Here is a 16,281-nt window from a genome sequence, read left to right on the forward strand (position 1 = left end):
CCACTTCGCTTGCGCGCAGTCCGGCACCGTAGGCGACCGACAGCGCGGTCTGGTGTTTGAGGTTGCCGGCCGCCTCGATGAGACGGCGCACTTCATCGGGGCTGAGCACGACGGGCAGTGTGCGGGGCACGCGCACCGGGTGCATCCTGACCATCAGGTCGGGCCGGTCGAGCGTAACCTCGAAGAAGAACTTCAGGCCGGTAATGGCGTGGTTCAAGGACACGGGCGAGGTGCCGTGATCGACCAGATGCAGCTGGTAGCGCCGCAGGTCCTCGACGGTGGCCGTGTCCGGTGAGCGCCCGAGAAACCGGGCAAATTCGCGCACGATGCGCAGATAGGTGTCCTGCGTCTTCGGCGAAAGCTGGCGCATGCGCATGTCGTCGGTCATGCGCTGGCGCAGTGGACTGGCGTTTGCCTGTGAGGAGGTCATGATTCGGCTCCTGCTGGAGAGCGAGGCGGATTGCCTCATTCGCCAACATACGGAACCGCGCGGCGGACCTCCCATGAACCACACACGCTGGCCGGAGCCCCCTACCGCGCGAGCGGTTTCGTTCTTCGGCCAACTGCGGACGCTCGTTAGCGAACTCTCAGGGACGTCCGAACGTCGGCTGCCCCGCCGACATCGGGCGTTCGCGAGCGCCAATGGCTGGAGGTCAGCGCGTGCGGACGTTCGTGTTGTATTCGAATCAACTTTCTGCGAATTATTGTCTTCCGCTAGTTTTGCTTTTCCATGCCGAAGTGAGCCTATTCATTTCAGCCTCATAAGTCGCGCAAAGTTTAACGATTCGCTCGAGGCAACCGCCGACGCGCAACATGCATTCGTCTCATTCGGGATGCGTGAGAACAACGTCGAAGCTTGGTGTGCGTGTCCCTCATGCTCCGTGCCGTTCCGGATCGCCCTGACCCGGATGTGCTGCCATTCCACTCCGGAATGATAGCTATTGCCTCGCGGCCTCTACTGCACATGGACGCTTGCGGCCAAGATAGCGACACCCAACACTCTTCGAGGATGACGTCATGAGCAAGCTCTTCAGTCGTACGAAAGTCGGACATTTCGATCTGCAACACCGTGTAGTTCTCGCGCCGCTTACGAGAATGCGTACCGAGCCGAGCAATGTCCCGGGTGATCTCATGGTGGAGTACTACGCACAGCGTGCGACGGACGGTGGCCTGCTCATTACCGACGCGACGGCCGTGTCCCAGCTCGGCATCGCTTACGTCGATGCGCCCGGGATCTACACCGAGGAACAAGTCAAGGGCTGGAAGCGCGTGATCGATGCCGTTCATGCCAAGGGAGCACGCATCTTTCTGCAGATGTGGCACGCGGGCCGTCAGGCGCATCCTGCCAACACTGGCGGGGTCACACCCGTCGCCCCGTCGCCGTTGCGTTCGCTCGAGCATGCTGCGATTCGCGACGAGAGCGGCCAGGTCAGCGAGGCGGAACTGATCGTGCCTCGCCCCCTCGAGACCGCGGAAATCCCCGTTATCGTCGAGCAATTCCGTCGCAGCGCTGAACTCGCAAAGCAGGCCGGCTTCGACGGCGTTGAGCTCCACGGTGCCAACGGCTACCTGTTCGAGCAGTTCCTGCTCGACGGCACGAACCATCGCAGTGACGAGTACGGCGGCTCGATCGAGAACCGCGCTCGTTTCCTATTCGATACGCTCGATGCAGTCGTTTCCGTGTGGGGTCCCGCTCGCGTGGCCGTCCGTCTTTCGCCGAGCGGCGTTTACGGCACCATGTCCGATAGCAATCCGCATGCGACGTTCGGCTATGTGGCGGGCCGGCTCAATGAGTATGACCTCGCATACGTCCACGTGATCGAACCGCGCATTCGCGGCATTGTGGAGAAGGAGACGACCGACGCGGACGTCTCTTCGAAGGACATTCGCCGAATCTACAAGGGCACGATCATTGCCGCCGGCGGTTTCACCGGTGAGAGCGCTGAGCAGATCGTTGTCGATGGCCATGCGGATCTCGTTGCCTTCGGCCGGATGTTCATTTCGAACCCCGATCTTCCGGAGCGACTGCGTACTGGCGCGCCGCTCAATCGATACGATCGCTCGACGTTCTACGGTGGCGACGCGCGGGGCTACACCGACTACAAATCGCTGCCTGAAGAAGTCGCGGCCTGAATGTGTTTGCAGGCCAAGGGCGGCGCAGTGGCCGTTGACCCCGTCGCCCTTGAGTTCGGGCGCGCTGTTCTGCGGGTAAAACGCAGTACCAACCCGATTCCGTCGATGAATCGACGCCATCCACTCGCATTTCGGCGGGTCAACCGCAAGTTGTTTCCGACCGCAATCGGCCTGGCGCATCACAAGGAAATTGGCAGCACGTTGTAGCGGGTGAGGAGTGTTTCGCTTCACGCGATGACATCGGCAACGCATCGGCATGCCGGAGCCGAGTACCGCGTTTTCATCGTCGAAGGTGGCGAGTGAGGCGCCAGCGCCGTTGAGGTGGAAGCCCGGCCCGGTAGAGCGGCATTGCCTGCTGGAATGAATCTTATGCCGCGCCCGGCACTACCTCGCTGACCTGCTCCTCGCTAGCATGTTCTGCGTCGGCTCAGGGCTGCATTCAAACGGCAGAGGCCTGGAACGGCTAGCACAATCGGAGGAACGATGAAGTTCAGGGCAATGAATATGGGCTTTGGCGCGCACGTCGATGAGGTCGATCTGACCTCGTTGACGCAAGACGATGTGGATCGGTTACATACGGCGCTTCTCGAGCACGGCTTGCTGGTCATCCGGAATCAGAAGCTTTCGCCTGCAGGGCAGGTCAGGATCTCGGAGGTCTTTGGCACGCTCGAGACGTTTCCGTCGGGCGAAGGGCAGTTGGCCGAATATCCGCAAATCTTTCGTGTGGCCAGCCACCCCGCTAAAGGCCATACGAACGTCGGTCGCTACTGGCATTCCGACGGCTCGTTCCGTGCAGAAGCCACGCCTATCTCGATCTGGTATCTGGTCGCGCAACCGGCCACTGGCGGCGAGACGCTTTTTGCCGATCTGCGGGAGGCGTACAGGGCCTTGCCCGATGAGAGGAAGCCCGCGATCGATGGTCTCATCACGCTGCATCGAAACGGGATAAGACATCCGCTCGTCATGCGGCATCCTGTGACACGCGAGCCGTCGATCTATTTCAATGTCGGCCTTACCGGCGGCGTCGTGGGCTATACGCCTGAACAGTTCATGGCATTGCGGACCGATCTGAACGATCACCTTTCCCGCGCAGGTGCCGCTTACGTCCATTACTGGCGCGAAGGCGACGTCATCATTGCCGACAACTTCCGGGTTGCCCACCGGGCTACGCCGATCTCGGTGGATCAGCATCGCATTCTCGATCGAACGACGATACGGGCTGATGGCGTGTACTGGGGCAAGGCGCAGAAGTGAAGGGCCGCAGCCCGTGGGCGTGCCGGCCCGCGCGAAATACTCCATTTGCCGACGACGCGCCGCGCGCTCTGCGCAATGCGGCGCGCCGTCGTCGTCGGGTCACACGCCCTACGCCAGGATCAGCGTGTCGTGGGAAGCAAACGCGGAGCCACGTGGAAGAGGCGCGATGCCGCGCTTCAGGATCGGCGTGCCAACGCCGTCGAGGCCGGGAGGAAACGCGGCAACGTCGTCGCTGAACCCGCAGAGCGGCGCGCCATCGCCCGAGAAGGCCAGAGACTGGCCATATCCGTTTCCGTTTGGTCCGGATGCGCTCGCCACCACTACCTTCATGTCGCCGTTCCTGTCGCCGATTGATCGCCCCGGGATCGCCTTCATCATCGCGGCAAGCGGCGGCCCACAGCATGCCGTCACGGGCATAACCGGCTTTCCTCGCTGGCATGGATTGCCGGATGCCGATCTCTTTTGCGACACGCGGCGCCTCGGGCAAAGCCTGCATCGTTGCGGCGCAGCCCGCTACGAGGACCGCTACCGGGCAGACGCGCGGCCTCGCACCTTGCGTAGCGCTCGAACGAGGTCGTTATTCATTGCGCGGGCTTTCCGGCAAACAGAAATCGGCTGAGTGCGAGCAGCGGGAACAGCATGCCGACGACCCCGACCCAAGTCCAGCCGCCGTGCCTGTACAGCGTGCTCGCGATTGCGGAGCCGGCGGCGCCGCCGACGAAGACGCTCGTCATGTAGATCGAGTTCAGACGGTTGCGGCTCTTCGGATCGAGCAGGTAAATTTCGCGCTGTCCCAGGACCAGGTTCATCTGCACCGCAAAGTCGAGCAGCACGCCGGTGCCGACGAGCCCGAACACGCCGAGGCCCGGTAGCGTCAGTGCCAGCAGCACCGTGACGAGCGTCATCACGACTGCGCCGAAGCCGAATACCGCGCGCCACCCGAACTGCGCGGCGATGAAGCTCGAGATCGGACGCGAGAGCAGAATGCCGAGCACCAGCCCGCTCATGATCGTGCCGACCACGCGGCCACGCGTCTCGGCCGCCGCGAAATCTGCGCTGCGAGCCTCGTCGGTTGCCGAGTCGATGGCTGCGAGAATCGCCTTGGCGCGCTCGTAGAAGCGTCCACCGGGTTCGGTGACAGAGAGGTGTCGCGTCGTGCGATGCAGCACGACGGTCTGCAACTGCTGCTCCAGCGCCGTGACTGCGCGCGAAACCTGCGCAGCCGTCACGTTGTTTTCTTTCACGACGGCGGTGAAGGATCCGGTTTCGACCACGCGGACGAATATCCGCATACTGCTGACGATATCTGCCATTCTGTTCCCGGACGGTGAGACCACCCATTTTTCTCCGGAGCGCTGGCTTGGAGCCAACCTTTCTCAATGTGCTACCGCGTCCTGGCGCAGTCTGACATCAGGCGTGGCGGGGGCGTTAGACGTCGTATGCCTGCCTGGAATGGATGTTATGCGTATCGAGGGTCTTCTACCAGCGTGACGCCGCGCGCATCATCTGCTCACCACGAATTTCCCGTTTGGAGAAGATCATGAGCACGTTCCCGTCATACACCATTGAGACCGCACCGGCCGCTTCGAAACCCGCCCTGGAAGACGCGAAAAAGACCTTTGGCTTTGTGCCGAATCTCCAGTCTCACATGGCCGAATCGCCTGAGCTCCTTGCCGGCTACTCCGCCCTCTGGGACCTCTTTGCCAGGAGTACGCTTACCTCGCATGAGCAGCAGGTCGTCTACCTGACCTCGAACTTCGAAAACAATTGCCATTACTGTATGGCCGGCCATTCGGCACTTGCCCGGATGATCAAGATGGATCCCGCTGTCATCGCCGCGCTGCGCGATGGAGAGCCGCTGCCTGATCCGAAGCTTGAAGCCCTGCATCGCTTCACGACGATTGTCGTACGCGAACGCGGCTTTGCTTCTGATGCGGATGTCGAGGCATTTCTCGCCGCCGGCTTCACGCGCCAGAATGTGCTTGAAGTGATACTCGGCGTTGCCACGAAGGTCATGAGCAACTATACGAACCACATCGTACATACGCAGTACGACCCGTTCATGAAGGGCAACGAGTGGACGAAGCCGGTAAAGTCCGCCGCCTGACCCGTGCGCTCGATGCGTCGATATCTTCTGGAGGTCTCGTAACATGACCAACACAACTGCAAGAAAGCCTGATGAGCGTGCTATCCCTTATCAGCTGCCTCAACCGCCTGACATGTCACCCGACATCGTGCACTTGGGCATACTCGATAAATGGCTGGAGGACGATAACCTTTGGGTGCCGATGACGCCGACTGTTTCGTTCAAGCCGCTGCTTCTCAGCGCCAGCCAGGGCTACTACGTCAATCTACTTAGAGTGCGCCAGTCCGGCGTGCTCTCGCGTCACCGTCATACCGGGCCTGTCCACGCGATCGTTCTGCGAGGCAGATGGTATTACCTCGAGCACGACTGGGTTGCGGAGCAGGGTGGCTACGCACACGAGCCGGCAGGCGAGACGCACACCCTGTACGTGCCCGAGGACGTAACTGAGATGATCACGTGGTTCCATGTTACGGGCGGGTACACCTACGTCGATCCCCAAGGCACAGCAGTGGGATACGAAGATGTGTTCACGAAAATCGAAGCGGCTCGCAGGCATTACGAAGAGATCGGCCTCGGCGCCGACTACGTAAAGCAGTTCATTCGTTAAGCGTATTCGTTATCTGCGGGCTTCGGATGCCGCGAAAGCACGAACGAAGATGTGCCCCATGCGCGGCGGAGGCCGCGCACCTCGATCGCCCGGCACAACGGGCTGCAACGGAGGATTTTCACCATGGAACGAAAAACTGTTGACGTGAATGGCGTACCGGTCAGCTACCTGAGCGCCGGTGACCCGGCAGGATCCGTCTTGTTGTTGCTGCACGGCACCTATTGGAGCCGCGTATGGCAGCCGGTACTCGGCGATCTGGCCGCTGCCGGATTACGCCCCATCGCGGTAGATTTCCCTGGTTCCGGCCGCTCGGGTGGCGAGCTGACCATTGCGGATGCCTCGATTCCCGCTTTGGCGGGTTGGCTGCCGCGCTTCCTGGATGCGCTCGGTATCGTGGGACCGGTGGGGGTCGCAGGGCACGACATTGGCGGGGGCATTGCGCAGCAGGTGCTGGTCGATGGAACGATAGAGGTCAGCAAGCTGGCGCTCGTCAATGCAGTGATGTTCGATTCGTGGCCAGTGCCCGGCGTTGCCCGGTTCCGCGATCCGGCGGTGGCCGCTGCGACGACGACGGAGGATATCCTTGCTGCCCGTCGCAAGTCAGTCCTCACGGCACTGGCCAGGCCAACAACGGAAAGCGAAGTGGCCGAGTATCTCGAACCTTGGACGGACCCGCGCGTCGCACGGTCGTGGATCGCCTTGGCCGGTGCGGCGGACAATCGTTACACGATGGAGCTGTTGCCGCGCCTTCGCGCGTCGCAGACGCCAAAGCTGCTCGTCTGGGGCGAAGACGACAGCTTCCAGCTCGTCGAGCACGCGGAGCGCTTCGCCAAAGAGATCCCGAACACGCAGCTTGTCCGGATTCCCAAGGCGGGCCACATCCCCATGGAAAATGACGCTGTCGCAGTGGCTCGCGCGTTGGCTGGGTTCTTCATCTGACGCAGAGCAGCAGGCGGGAGTGGTTGTCGCTCGCCGGTCCTTTCCCAGCTCGCGGATGGGACTCATGCAAGGTTCGGCAAGGTACTTGCCGGCCAGGCGTCCGGTCAATTGTGTGTGTGTTTCGAAAGCGAGGCGGCGAACTCTCGCGTTACTCCAGGGGGCTTGGTGAGAAGCCCTTCCACAGTATCTAGTGAAGTCGGCCCGCTGCAGACTGGCAGGGCTAATTCAGTCAGTTCGGACATAGGAGAACATCATGCAAACGAATCTGGAAAACTATTTCACTGCCTACCGCAACCTGAAGTTGATGCGGGATGAGGACGGCGTGCTGGTTGTGCAATTCCATAGCAATGGCGGCCCGCTCACTTTCACGGCAGAGGCCCACACGGAGGTTGTTGATGCGTTCTACCGGATTTCGCAGGACCGGGCGAACAAGATCGTCATCCTCACGGGTGCAGGCGGGGACTTCATGACCGGGGTTGACTGGGCATCTTTCAAGGACGTCTCCGATCCCGACGTTTGGAGCCAGATCCATGACGAAGGCGTTCAGGTCCTGGAAAACATCGCCAATATACGCGTGCCAGTCATCGCGGCCATCGAGGGGCGTGCCCATATCCACTCGGAGTATGTTCTGCTGGCCAACGTCATCGTGGCAGCAGAAGACGCATCCTTTCACGACATGGGCCACTATGCTGCGGGTGTCGTGCCTGGCGACGGTATCTTTACCACCTGGAGCTATCGCGCGGGAGCGGGACGGGCAGAAGCTTTCCTGCTCAACGCGCAGCCGATTACGGCGGCGGTCGCACGCGAGTGGGGGGTGGTTGCTGAGGTCGTGCCAGACGGCCAGGCGCTTGGCCGCGCACAGGAATTGGCGAGGCAGTATTTGAAAGCGCCGGAAGTGGCACGCCGCAACACGCGCGTACACTTTATTTGGCCCTTGAAGCAACGCATCGTGCAGGAAGTTGGCTATGGGTTGTCGCTCGAAGGCGCCTCCGCAGCCGCCCTTGTGAAAACAATGCAGGCGAAGAGCTGACCGCTACGAGCGGCACCTCTCGATTTGCGGAAATCTGGGAAGGCGAGTGCGTTGTCGGGTACCGTTGTGGCGCACTTGCTCAGGCCCGAGATCGATCCCTACCGCGGCCTCGCACCGCGATTGATCCGGAGCTCATGATCCGCATGTTGAAGAGTAGAAAAGTTTGTGCTGTTCGCCGCCCATCATGACGAATCACTCCCGTCGATCGATGTCTTCCAGGATACCGAACAATCCGTACGTCGGCAGACTTTTTCAACACAATCCGTTACTGAGCTGACGATGGGGGACTAGTCGGGGCGAACGGCAGCTTTGACTGTCGCCGAGGCCGACAGTGCGAGAGGCGCGCCTCGTTCGTATTCTACGTTCGGTAGCCGGGGTCGGCGTGGCGCACCTGGCCAATACTCGCAAGCAGTGGACGGCAGCGATCTGCCGGACTGGCAACGGACATTCGACACGAGAGCCACATGAAAGCGATTGAATTGCGTCAACTGCGCTACTTCTCGATTCTTGCGCGGGAACTCCATTTCGGCCGGGCGGCCGACCTCGCGTCGATAACGCAATCTGCGCTTAGCCAGCAGATTGCGAAACTGGAAGAACTGGTGGGCGCGCAATTACTGAACCGCGACCGGCGCGGCGTGACGCTGACCGCTTCGGGCGAGGCTCTGCGGAACAGCGCCGACGCCATCTTCGCTCAGGTTGAGCGCGCGTTGCGTGAAGCGCAAGATGCCGCAGGCAGTCGAGAATCCAGGCTCTCTATCGGTCTGGTCGAGTACGCGAATCTGCCGTTTATTCCGCCTGCGCTCATTCGTCTGCAGGCACTATATCCGGACATAACGATAGAGCGCCACGAGATGAACACGGCGCAGCAGATCACCGCGCTGACCAAGAAACATATCGACATCGGCTTCGGCGTATTGGTCGACACTGCACCAGACAACGACGACGTACTGGTTCAGCCGCTGTTCGAAGCAGACTGGGTCTTGTTGATGCGCAGCGATCACCGGCTGGCAAACGTCGACTGTCTGAACCTTTGCGATCTTGCGCAGGAGCGACTGATCGGCTCGGCACGTGCGGTCAATGCGCCGCTTTATGACTCGATGGTTGCTCAGTTCCAGCAAGCTGGCTTCACGCCAAACTTCATCTATGAAACGACGCAGGTACAAGTTGGCGTCACGCTCATCGAACAAGGGCTCGGCGCAATGATCGGCACCACATACCTATTCTCGTCGCTTCCAAAAACTTTGCGCTACCGGCAGATCAACGGCCTCGAGCCCGTAACGGTCCAGATGCTGTCGCGCACAAACGAACGCAATTCACTGATACTTGACTTTCTCGATCTGGCGGCTGAAGAAGCGCGTTGCGCGCAAACCCGCGCTACTGCGCCTCGCGCCTCCGGTCGATAGGCAGCATTTAGGTGCGCCTACTCAACCGTGATCGGCGTGGAGTAACGTTGACTCTGCCAAGCGAGCACTACGCGACAGCGTCGATGCCATCATCCGGCAGGTAGAGCAGGTGCTACGGATTATTCGGGAAGCGGCGGGCTATCAGAGTTTCAAGATCTCGGTTGACCACATTGGAGATGCCAATCTGCCGTTCATCCCGCTCGTGTTGATTCGGTTTCGGGCGCTATATCTAGCCATCACGGTTGAGCGCCACGAGATGAACACGGCGCAGCAAATCGCCGCGCTAAAAAAAGCTGCATCGATTGGGGTTATCTTTGCCAGCAGGCAGCGTGCTCAACGATGCGGAGATTCTAACGGAGCCTCTGCTCGAATCGAACTGTGCGCTGCTGATGCGCAGCCACCACCGACTCGCGAACGTCGACTGCCTCAAACTTGTCGACCTTGTGCTGAGCGTCTGATCACCTCGGCGCGCGGGCAAATGCTCCTCTCTACCAATCGACCGTAGCGCATTTCTAAAGCACCGGCCTCAGGGCAAATTTCGTCTACGAAAACTTGCAGGCGCAAGCCGGAACTACGCTGATCGAACAGAGACCTGGAGTAGTGACCGGTGCGATCAACCCGTTCACGTCATTGCCGCAGACAATCAACTATCGGCTCATCAATGACATGGAGCCGATGTCGGTTCAAATGGTTCTCGCGTTTGAAAGAGCGCGATTCGCTGATTTTCGATTTCGTTGAAGTGATTACCGAAGAAGCGTATCGCTTGCGTGCATTGAACCTCCAGCCGGGCGCACCTCGCGATAAGTACGGGGTTCGCTTCACGTGTCGGATCGATTAGCGCTAGTAATCGGCCTTGCAAGTATTTCGAATTGGCTAATACCGGTGATGTCATCCAAACTTCTCCTCAACGCACGAGCGGCTTGATGAATAGGTGGACCGCCGTCGAGATCATCCGCCGGCTTGCGTTCGTGTACCGTCTGTTCGTGCGTATCGTGAGAATTCTGAAATGGATGTGACATCACGAGAACGCATGCGAGAGATTGCAACAAACCGCGCAATCGAAGTATTTCGCGCATTCCCAATCGACTGGAGTATTGAAGATGACCCAAGCACAAGCGAAGCCCGGAAAGACTCTTTTGTCCCCTAACGATCACACACTGATAATGATCGACCATCAGTCGCAGATGGCATTCGCGACGAAGTCGATCGATGCGGTTCTTCTGCGCAACAATGTCGCATTGGTCGCGAAGGCGGCCCGCGAGTTTAGCGTGTCGACGATTCTGACTACTGTCGCAGAAAAGGTCTTCTCCGGTCCGATTTTCGAAGAAATCAGCTCGACATTTCCTGGTCAGACGGCGATCGATCGGACTAACATGAATATGTGGGAGGACCCGCGCATCACAGCTCGCGTAAATGAAATCGGAAAATCACGCATCGTGATGGCGGGTCTCTGGACCAGCGTCTGTATCGTCGGGCCGGCGCTTTCAGCGCTTGATCAGGGGTTTGAGGTGTACGTGATCACTGATGCGTGCGGCGATGTTTCGGACGAAGCGCATCAACGTGCGCTAGATCGTCTCGTCCAACAGGGCGCACGCCCGATGACGTCGCTGCAGTATTTGCTCGAGTTGCAACGCGATTGGGCTCGGACCGAAACCTACAATGAAACAGTTAAAACCTCGGTAGCGCATGGCGGCGGTTACGGACTGGGTCTGATCTATGCGAAGACAATGTTCGGCGGTTCCGAGGGACACTGAACAAGATTTGTCATACCCGCTCGGCCTTGGTCATTTATCGTCGGGGTGGAGCCGGTGGCGATAATCGAAGTGCGGGTTTGCCGGTGACAGCGATCAGCAACACGGTGATTGTTTTATAGTTAGCATAACGATATGTATCACATTATTAACGCCGCGAAATTAAATCAGTTATCCGATTTTTTCTGTGAAAAATCGTAGGTTGACGTGATCTTCAATTGGGGATGCGGCCAGTCGATCTCGCTCCTTTGCGTAATTAACTCGAGCGACGGGCGCGCTTCAATCCGATATTTCAACGTCAGGGCAGGACCAATGAAACTCTATCTGTTATCGCTGGGCGCCAGGCATCCTGGTCGGCATTATCTATAGCCTGATCAATGTACGTTCGCCAGCACCTCCGCTTATCGCACTGCTGGGTCTGCTGGGCATGCTGATCGGCGAGCAGGCGATTCCTTCCGCGAGGCAGTTGTTGGGTTATTCGACGCCACCGGCGCTATCGCATCAGGCGAGCGGAACCGATCGTCTTTCCAGCACCCGGTCGGGTCATGCCGTGTTGCAGGCAGACCGGGGGCTTGATGGCAACGAGGAGGAACACTCATGAGCATTACCATTACTCAACCGGACCTGATCCTCTACAACGGCCGGGTGACGACGCTGGATCGTTCGAACCCCACGGCAACGGCTGTTGCGATCAAGGATGGCAAGTTTGCTGCGGTGGGCAGCGACGTCGAGGTTCTGCCGCTCGCAGGGTCATCAACCCGGGTGATCGACCTGACGGGGCGCAGAGTACTGCCCGGACTGATCGACAACCACATTCACATCATTCGCGGCGGACTGAACTTCAACATGGAGCTGCGTTGGGATGGCGTGCGCTCCCTTGCCACCGCGATGGACATGCTGCGCGAGCAGGTTGCCGTCACTCCGGCGCCGCAATGGGTGCGCGTGGTGGGTGGATTCACCGAGCATCAATTCGACGAGAAACGCTTGCCCACGATCGAAGAGCTGAATGCGGTTGCGCCCGATACACCCGTGTTCATTCTGCATTTGTACGATCGCGCGCTACTGAATGCGGCGGCTCTGCGCGTGGCGGGCTACACGAAGGACACGCCGGAGCCCCCGGGAGGACAGATCGTGCGAGACAGCGCCGGCAATCCGACCGGCCTGCTGCTCGCGCAGCCGAATGCATCGATCCTGTACGCGACGCTGGCAAAGGGTCCGAAGCTGCCGTTCGACTATCAGGTGAATTCGACACGCCACTTCATGCGCGAACTTAACCGGTTGGGCGTGACCGGTGCGATCGACGCGGGCGGCGGCTCCCAGAACTATCCGGACGATTACGAGGTGATCCAGAAACTGTCCGACGAGGGCCAACTGACGATCCGTCTCGCATACAACCTGTTCACGCAGAAGCCGAAGGCGGAGAAGGAAGACTTCCTGAACTGGACGAAGACGTCGAAGTACAAGCAGGGTAACGATTACTTCCGCCACAACGGCGCAGGCGAGAATCTGGTGTTCTCGGCGGCGGACTTCGAGGACTTCCGTGTCGCACGTCCGGATATGCCCCCGCAGATGGAGGGAGAGCTGGAAGAAGTCGTGCGCGTACTGGCGGAGAACCGTTGGCCGTGGCGTATGCATGCGACCTATGACGAAACGATAAGCCGCGCGCTCGACGTGTTCGAGAAGGTCAACAGGGACGTGCCGCTTGCCGGTATCAACTGGTTCTTCGATCACGCCGAGACGATTTCCGAGAAATCGATGGACCGAGTCGCTGCGCTGGGTGGTGGCGTCGCGGTGCAGCACCGGATGGCGTACCAGGGAGAGTACTTTGTAGAGCGCTACGGTGCGAAGGCCGCCGAGGCCACGCCGCCGGTTGCGAAGATGCTGGAGAAGGGAATCCGGACTTCGTCCGGTACGGACGCAACACGGGTCGCGTCGTACAACCCTTGGGTATCGCTGTCGTGGCTGGTGACGGGCAAGACGGTGGGTGGTCTGCGGATGTATCCGCAGCGGAACTGCCTTGATCGCGAAACAGCCCTGCGCATGTGGACCGAAAATGTGACCTGGTTCTCGAACGAGGAGGGCAAGAAAGGCCGGATCGAGGCAGGTCAGTTTGCAGACCTGATCGTCCCGGACCGCGACTTCTTTGCGTGCGCTGAGGGCGAGATTGCCGATACCACGTCGCTGCTGACCGTGGTGGGTGGCAAGGTGGTATACGGCACAGGCGAATTCGCGTCGTTCGACGACAGCGCACCGCCGCCCGCGATGCCGGACTGGTCACCGGTGCGTCGCTTTGGTGGTTTCGCCGGGTGGAAGAACGCGAGCGGCAACGGCGAAGCGGCGCTGCAGCAGGTCGCAGCGGCGTCGTGTGGTTGTGCGACGGCATGCGGTGTGCACGGTCACGCGCATGCCCGCGCGTGGACGGCCAATGCGCCGACCTCGGACCTGCATGGCTTCTGGGGCGCGCTCGGCTGCTCCTGCTGGGCGGTCTGACGTGAGGACAGGCGCGCTACAGGGAAATCCGTCGTGGGTGGCCGCGTTGCTGGCACGGTCGTGGGTGCTGCCGCTGGCGCGGCTCGCCCTCGTGTCTGCGTATCTGATCGGGGGTATCGACAAGCTCGCGCATTTCCATGACGCCATTCTGGAGCAGGAGCATTTCAGCCTGCATCCAGGGGCGCTGTGGGCGACGCTGGCGATTGTCGTCGAACTGGGCGGCTCCTTCTGCGTGGTTTTCAACCGGCTTGTCTGGCTGGGCGCAGGCGGGCTGTCCGCACTGACCGCCGTTGCCATGCTGGTCGCCAACAATTTCTGGAGTCTCTCTGGCAATGCACGTTTCATCGCATTGAACGGGTTTTTTGAGCATCTCGGGCTGATTGCCGCCTTTATTGCCGTGACGTATCTGGCCAGCGGCGCACACCGGTCCCGTGGCAAGACATAGCTGAACCCAAAGAGGAACTTTCACCATCATGCATAACAGAGGAACTTTCAACATCATGCGTAAATTCCGTTCCCTCGCTGTAACCGCGCTGGTCGCGGGCACGCTCGCCGTGGCCTCGTCGCTGACACTAGCCAGCCCCCCGGTGCTAGCCAGGCCCACGGCGACGCCGTCGTTGGCCGTAGGGCCGCAGTACGACACGACACACGTCTACGTCGCGCCCGAGGACTTCGACAGGTTTACCGACAGCTTCGTCGCGACGTTTGGCGGCCATAAGTCGCAGCGGGGCGTCTTCCAGGTGACGCCGACGCCGAGCCGGACGATGTCGCAGCTCGTGTTCACGCCGGTCGGCACGTTGTCAGTATTTGGCTTCAAGACGCCGGTTCCGTACCCGTTCGGCAGTGAGCGCACCGGCTATCTCGTGACCGACATGGATGCGGCGGTGAAGTCGGCGATGGCGCATGGCGCGGATGTATATGTGGACACGTTCCCGGATCCGATCGGGCGTGATGCGCTGATCTCGTGGCCGGGTGGTGTGCACATGCAGCTGTACTGGCACAAGCAGGCGCCGTACTACGATCCGCTGGAGACGGTGCCGGAAAATCGCGTGTATGTGTCGCCGGAGCGCGCGAAAGCGCTCATCCACGATTTCGTCGTGTTCTCGCACGGCAAGGTCGTGTCCGATGACCGCAACGCACCGGGCATCGAGATTGGCCGGCCGGCCGACACGTATCGTCGGGTCCGGATCGAATCAGGCTTCGGCAAGATCACCGTCCTCGTGACAGACGGCCATCTGCCTTACCCGTTCGGGCACGAGTTGACCGGTTACGAGGTGAAGGATCTCGCCAACACGCTGAAGAAAGCGCAGGCGGCCGGCGCGACCGTACTCGTGCAGCCGTTCACCTCGGGTGGCCGCGACGCCGCGCTCGTGCAGTTCCCGGGCGGTTACATCGCCGAGATTCACGCGGTCGCGCACTGAGCCAGGTCGGATGTACCGGCGGTCCCAGCCCGGGAAGAAGGCGGGGACGGGCTGGTTTCGTTTGATTGCCGGCCACGTCGCCGCCGGGAGGTCCCCGGGTCAGATGATTCCGGTGGCTGAGGCGCCGGAAACGGATTGCAGGCGACGGGTCCGATAGCGAGGCGACCATGCCCGGATTTTCCGCACAGGGTCTGCTGAAATCCGAAGATACTGTTCAGTTGGTTGCATCGATCACCAAGGCCGACCGATGCAGGTGTCGCTGCAACGTATTTGGCCGTCGCTTTAACGCATGCCCGCGTTAACTGATATATGCACAATGGCAGCCACGATCAAGTGTCCCGCATGGACGACTTGAACGCGTACCGCCGTCGTGAGAGGGCGATACGTTCAACCTGAATCGAGGACCCCGGCATGCATGAGTCAATTCCTGCGCAGGTGGCGTTTGAAAGCCTGTCATCGACGATTCCAGACATCGACTTCACGGATTGCACCGCCACGGCGCTAGTCGTGGTCGACGTTCAGTACAGCGACGCTGCAGCCGGCCGTGGTTGGGTCAAGGCATGCGAAGCGATAGAACCCGGTTCGATGCATTACTACCTCGAAAGGCTCGAGCGCACGACCATTCCTGCAATTCGCACGTTGCTCGATGCCTTTCGTCGAATGGGAAGACCTGTCATTCACCTTGCAATTGGGTCGGCGTATCGAGATATGCGTGATTGCCCGATACGGTTTCGCGAATGGTCGGGCATGCTGGAAAGGGCCAGTGGAATCGAGAACTTATGGTGGACGGGAAATCCGGACTATGCGTTCCGCGAGGAGGTCGCCCCTCTGGATGGAGAGACTGTGATTCGCAAGACCACGCAAGGTGCGTTTAATGGTAGTGAAATTCAGAACGTCCTGGATCGTATGGGGATCAAAAATCTGGTATTCGCTGGGGTGGTGACGAGTTGCTGCGTCGAGACGACAGCACGGGATGCTGCTGACCGGGGTTTCGGCTGCGCGCTGGTTTCGGACGCGTGCGCCGATTGCGATCCGGTCATGCATGATGCTGCGCTGTCTAACTTCGGGCTTTACTTCGGCAAGATTGTGCCCACTGCGGATGACCTCGTCAGGACGTTGACCGAGAAGGGACGCATGTAGCTGATAACCGTGTCCGCAAATGCGGCG

At 60.2% G+C, this 16,281-nt stretch carries 15 protein-coding genes and 1 pseudogene; 13 read left to right on the top strand and 3 right to left on the bottom strand.

Features of this window, described 5'->3' with window-relative positions; translation table 11 throughout:
* On the bottom strand, positions 1-430 hold a 430-nt coding region (locus M0D64_RS07840; protein WP_266257241.1), incomplete at its 3' end, for a site-specific integrase.
* A 587-nt stretch (positions 431-1,017) separates the two neighbouring features.
* On the opposite strand from M0D64_RS07840, the gene M0D64_RS07845 reads away from it, so the two are divergent.
* Both M0D64_RS07845 and M0D64_RS07850 read left to right on the top strand, forming a co-directional pair.
* Entirely contained in the window at positions 1,018-2,133 is a 1,116-nt protein-coding gene (locus M0D64_RS07845) for an alkene reductase (protein ID WP_266257242.1), read from the top strand.
* 483 nt (positions 2,134-2,616) lie between these two features.
* Positions 2,617-3,387 carry a TauD/TfdA family dioxygenase gene (locus M0D64_RS07850; protein WP_266257243.1) on the top strand — a complete coding sequence of 257 codons (771 nt, stop codon included), beginning with the start codon at positions 2,617-2,619 and terminating at the stop codon, positions 3,385-3,387.
* A 108-nt stretch (positions 3,388-3,495) separates the two neighbouring features.
* On the opposite strand, the gene M0D64_RS07855 is transcribed toward M0D64_RS07850, so the two are convergent.
* Both M0D64_RS07855 and M0D64_RS07860 read right to left on the bottom strand, forming a co-directional pair.
* Complete coding sequence (locus M0D64_RS07855) at positions 3,496-3,804, bottom strand: hypothetical protein (RefSeq protein ID WP_266257244.1); 309 nt, start codon at positions 3,802-3,804, stop codon at positions 3,496-3,498.
* 164 nt (positions 3,805-3,968) lie between these two features.
* Complete coding sequence (locus M0D64_RS07860; protein ID WP_266257245.1) at positions 3,969-4,700, bottom strand: MFS transporter; 732 nt, start codon at positions 4,698-4,700, stop codon at positions 3,969-3,971.
* A gap of 227 nt (positions 4,701-4,927) precedes the next feature.
* On the opposite strand from M0D64_RS07860, the gene M0D64_RS07865 reads away from it, so the two are divergent.
* The 11 genes and pseudogenes from M0D64_RS07865 to M0D64_RS07915 all read left to right on the top strand — a co-directional run bounded on the left by M0D64_RS07865 (position 4,928) and on the right by M0D64_RS07915 (position 16,254).
* Positions 4,928-5,494: a carboxymuconolactone decarboxylase family protein gene (locus tag M0D64_RS07865; protein ID WP_154562614.1), complete on the top strand. Its 567-nt coding sequence runs from the start codon at positions 4,928-4,930 to the stop codon at positions 5,492-5,494.
* Between the two features lie 43 nt (positions 5,495-5,537).
* Positions 5,538-6,080, top strand: coding sequence for a 2,4'-dihydroxyacetophenone dioxygenase family protein (locus tag M0D64_RS07870; RefSeq protein WP_171927809.1), 543 nt, complete (start codon positions 5,538-5,540; stop codon positions 6,078-6,080).
* A 123-nt stretch (positions 6,081-6,203) separates the two neighbouring features.
* A complete protein-coding gene (locus M0D64_RS07875; RefSeq protein ID WP_266257246.1) occupies positions 6,204-7,019 on the top strand; it encodes an alpha/beta fold hydrolase in 816 nt (271 codons plus the stop codon).
* Positions 7,020-7,272: 253 nt separating this feature from the next.
* A complete protein-coding gene (locus M0D64_RS07880; protein WP_266257247.1) occupies positions 7,273-8,049 on the top strand; it encodes an enoyl-CoA hydratase/isomerase family protein in 777 nt (258 codons plus the stop codon).
* 464 nt (positions 8,050-8,513) lie between these two features.
* Positions 8,514-9,452: a LysR substrate-binding domain-containing protein gene (locus tag M0D64_RS07885; protein WP_266257249.1), complete on the top strand. Its 939-nt coding sequence runs from the start codon at positions 8,514-8,516 to the stop codon at positions 9,450-9,452.
* Positions 9,453-10,552: 1,100 nt separating this feature from the next.
* Positions 10,553-11,206 carry a hydrolase gene (locus tag M0D64_RS07890; RefSeq protein ID WP_171927806.1) on the top strand — a complete coding sequence of 218 codons (654 nt, stop codon included), beginning with the start codon at positions 10,553-10,555 and terminating at the stop codon, positions 11,204-11,206.
* A 309-nt stretch (positions 11,207-11,515) separates the two neighbouring features.
* Positions 11,516-11,675 (top strand): annotated as a pseudogene (locus tag M0D64_RS07895) (DUF1427 family protein); the annotation flags it as partial.
* Positions 11,676-11,800: 125 nt separating this feature from the next.
* On the top strand, positions 11,801-13,693 hold the full coding sequence (locus M0D64_RS07900) for an amidohydrolase (protein WP_171927805.1): 1,893 nt from the start codon (positions 11,801-11,803) through the stop codon (positions 13,691-13,693).
* The gene (locus M0D64_RS07905; protein WP_171927804.1) at positions 13,650-14,138 is read left to right on the top strand and encodes a DoxX family protein; all 489 of its coding nucleotides are present in this window, start codon (positions 13,650-13,652) and stop codon (positions 14,136-14,138) included. The genes M0D64_RS07900 and M0D64_RS07905 overlap by 44 nt, the downstream gene beginning before the upstream one ends.
* A gap of 55 nt (positions 14,139-14,193) precedes the next feature.
* Positions 14,194-15,114 (top strand): glyoxalase, encoded by a 921-nt coding sequence (locus M0D64_RS07910; protein ID WP_266257250.1) that lies wholly within the window; start codon positions 14,194-14,196, stop codon positions 15,112-15,114.
* 411 nt (positions 15,115-15,525) lie between these two features.
* Positions 15,526-16,254 carry a cysteine hydrolase family protein gene (locus M0D64_RS07915; protein WP_266257251.1) on the top strand — a complete coding sequence of 243 codons (729 nt, stop codon included), beginning with the start codon at positions 15,526-15,528 and terminating at the stop codon, positions 16,252-16,254.
* Positions 16,255-16,281: the final 27 nt, after the last annotated feature.

It is taken from the genome of Paraburkholderia sp. WS6 (assembly GCF_030464835.1).
In the GTDB taxonomy this organism is placed as follows: Bacteria; Pseudomonadota; Gammaproteobacteria; order Burkholderiales; family Burkholderiaceae; genus Paraburkholderia; species Paraburkholderia madseniana.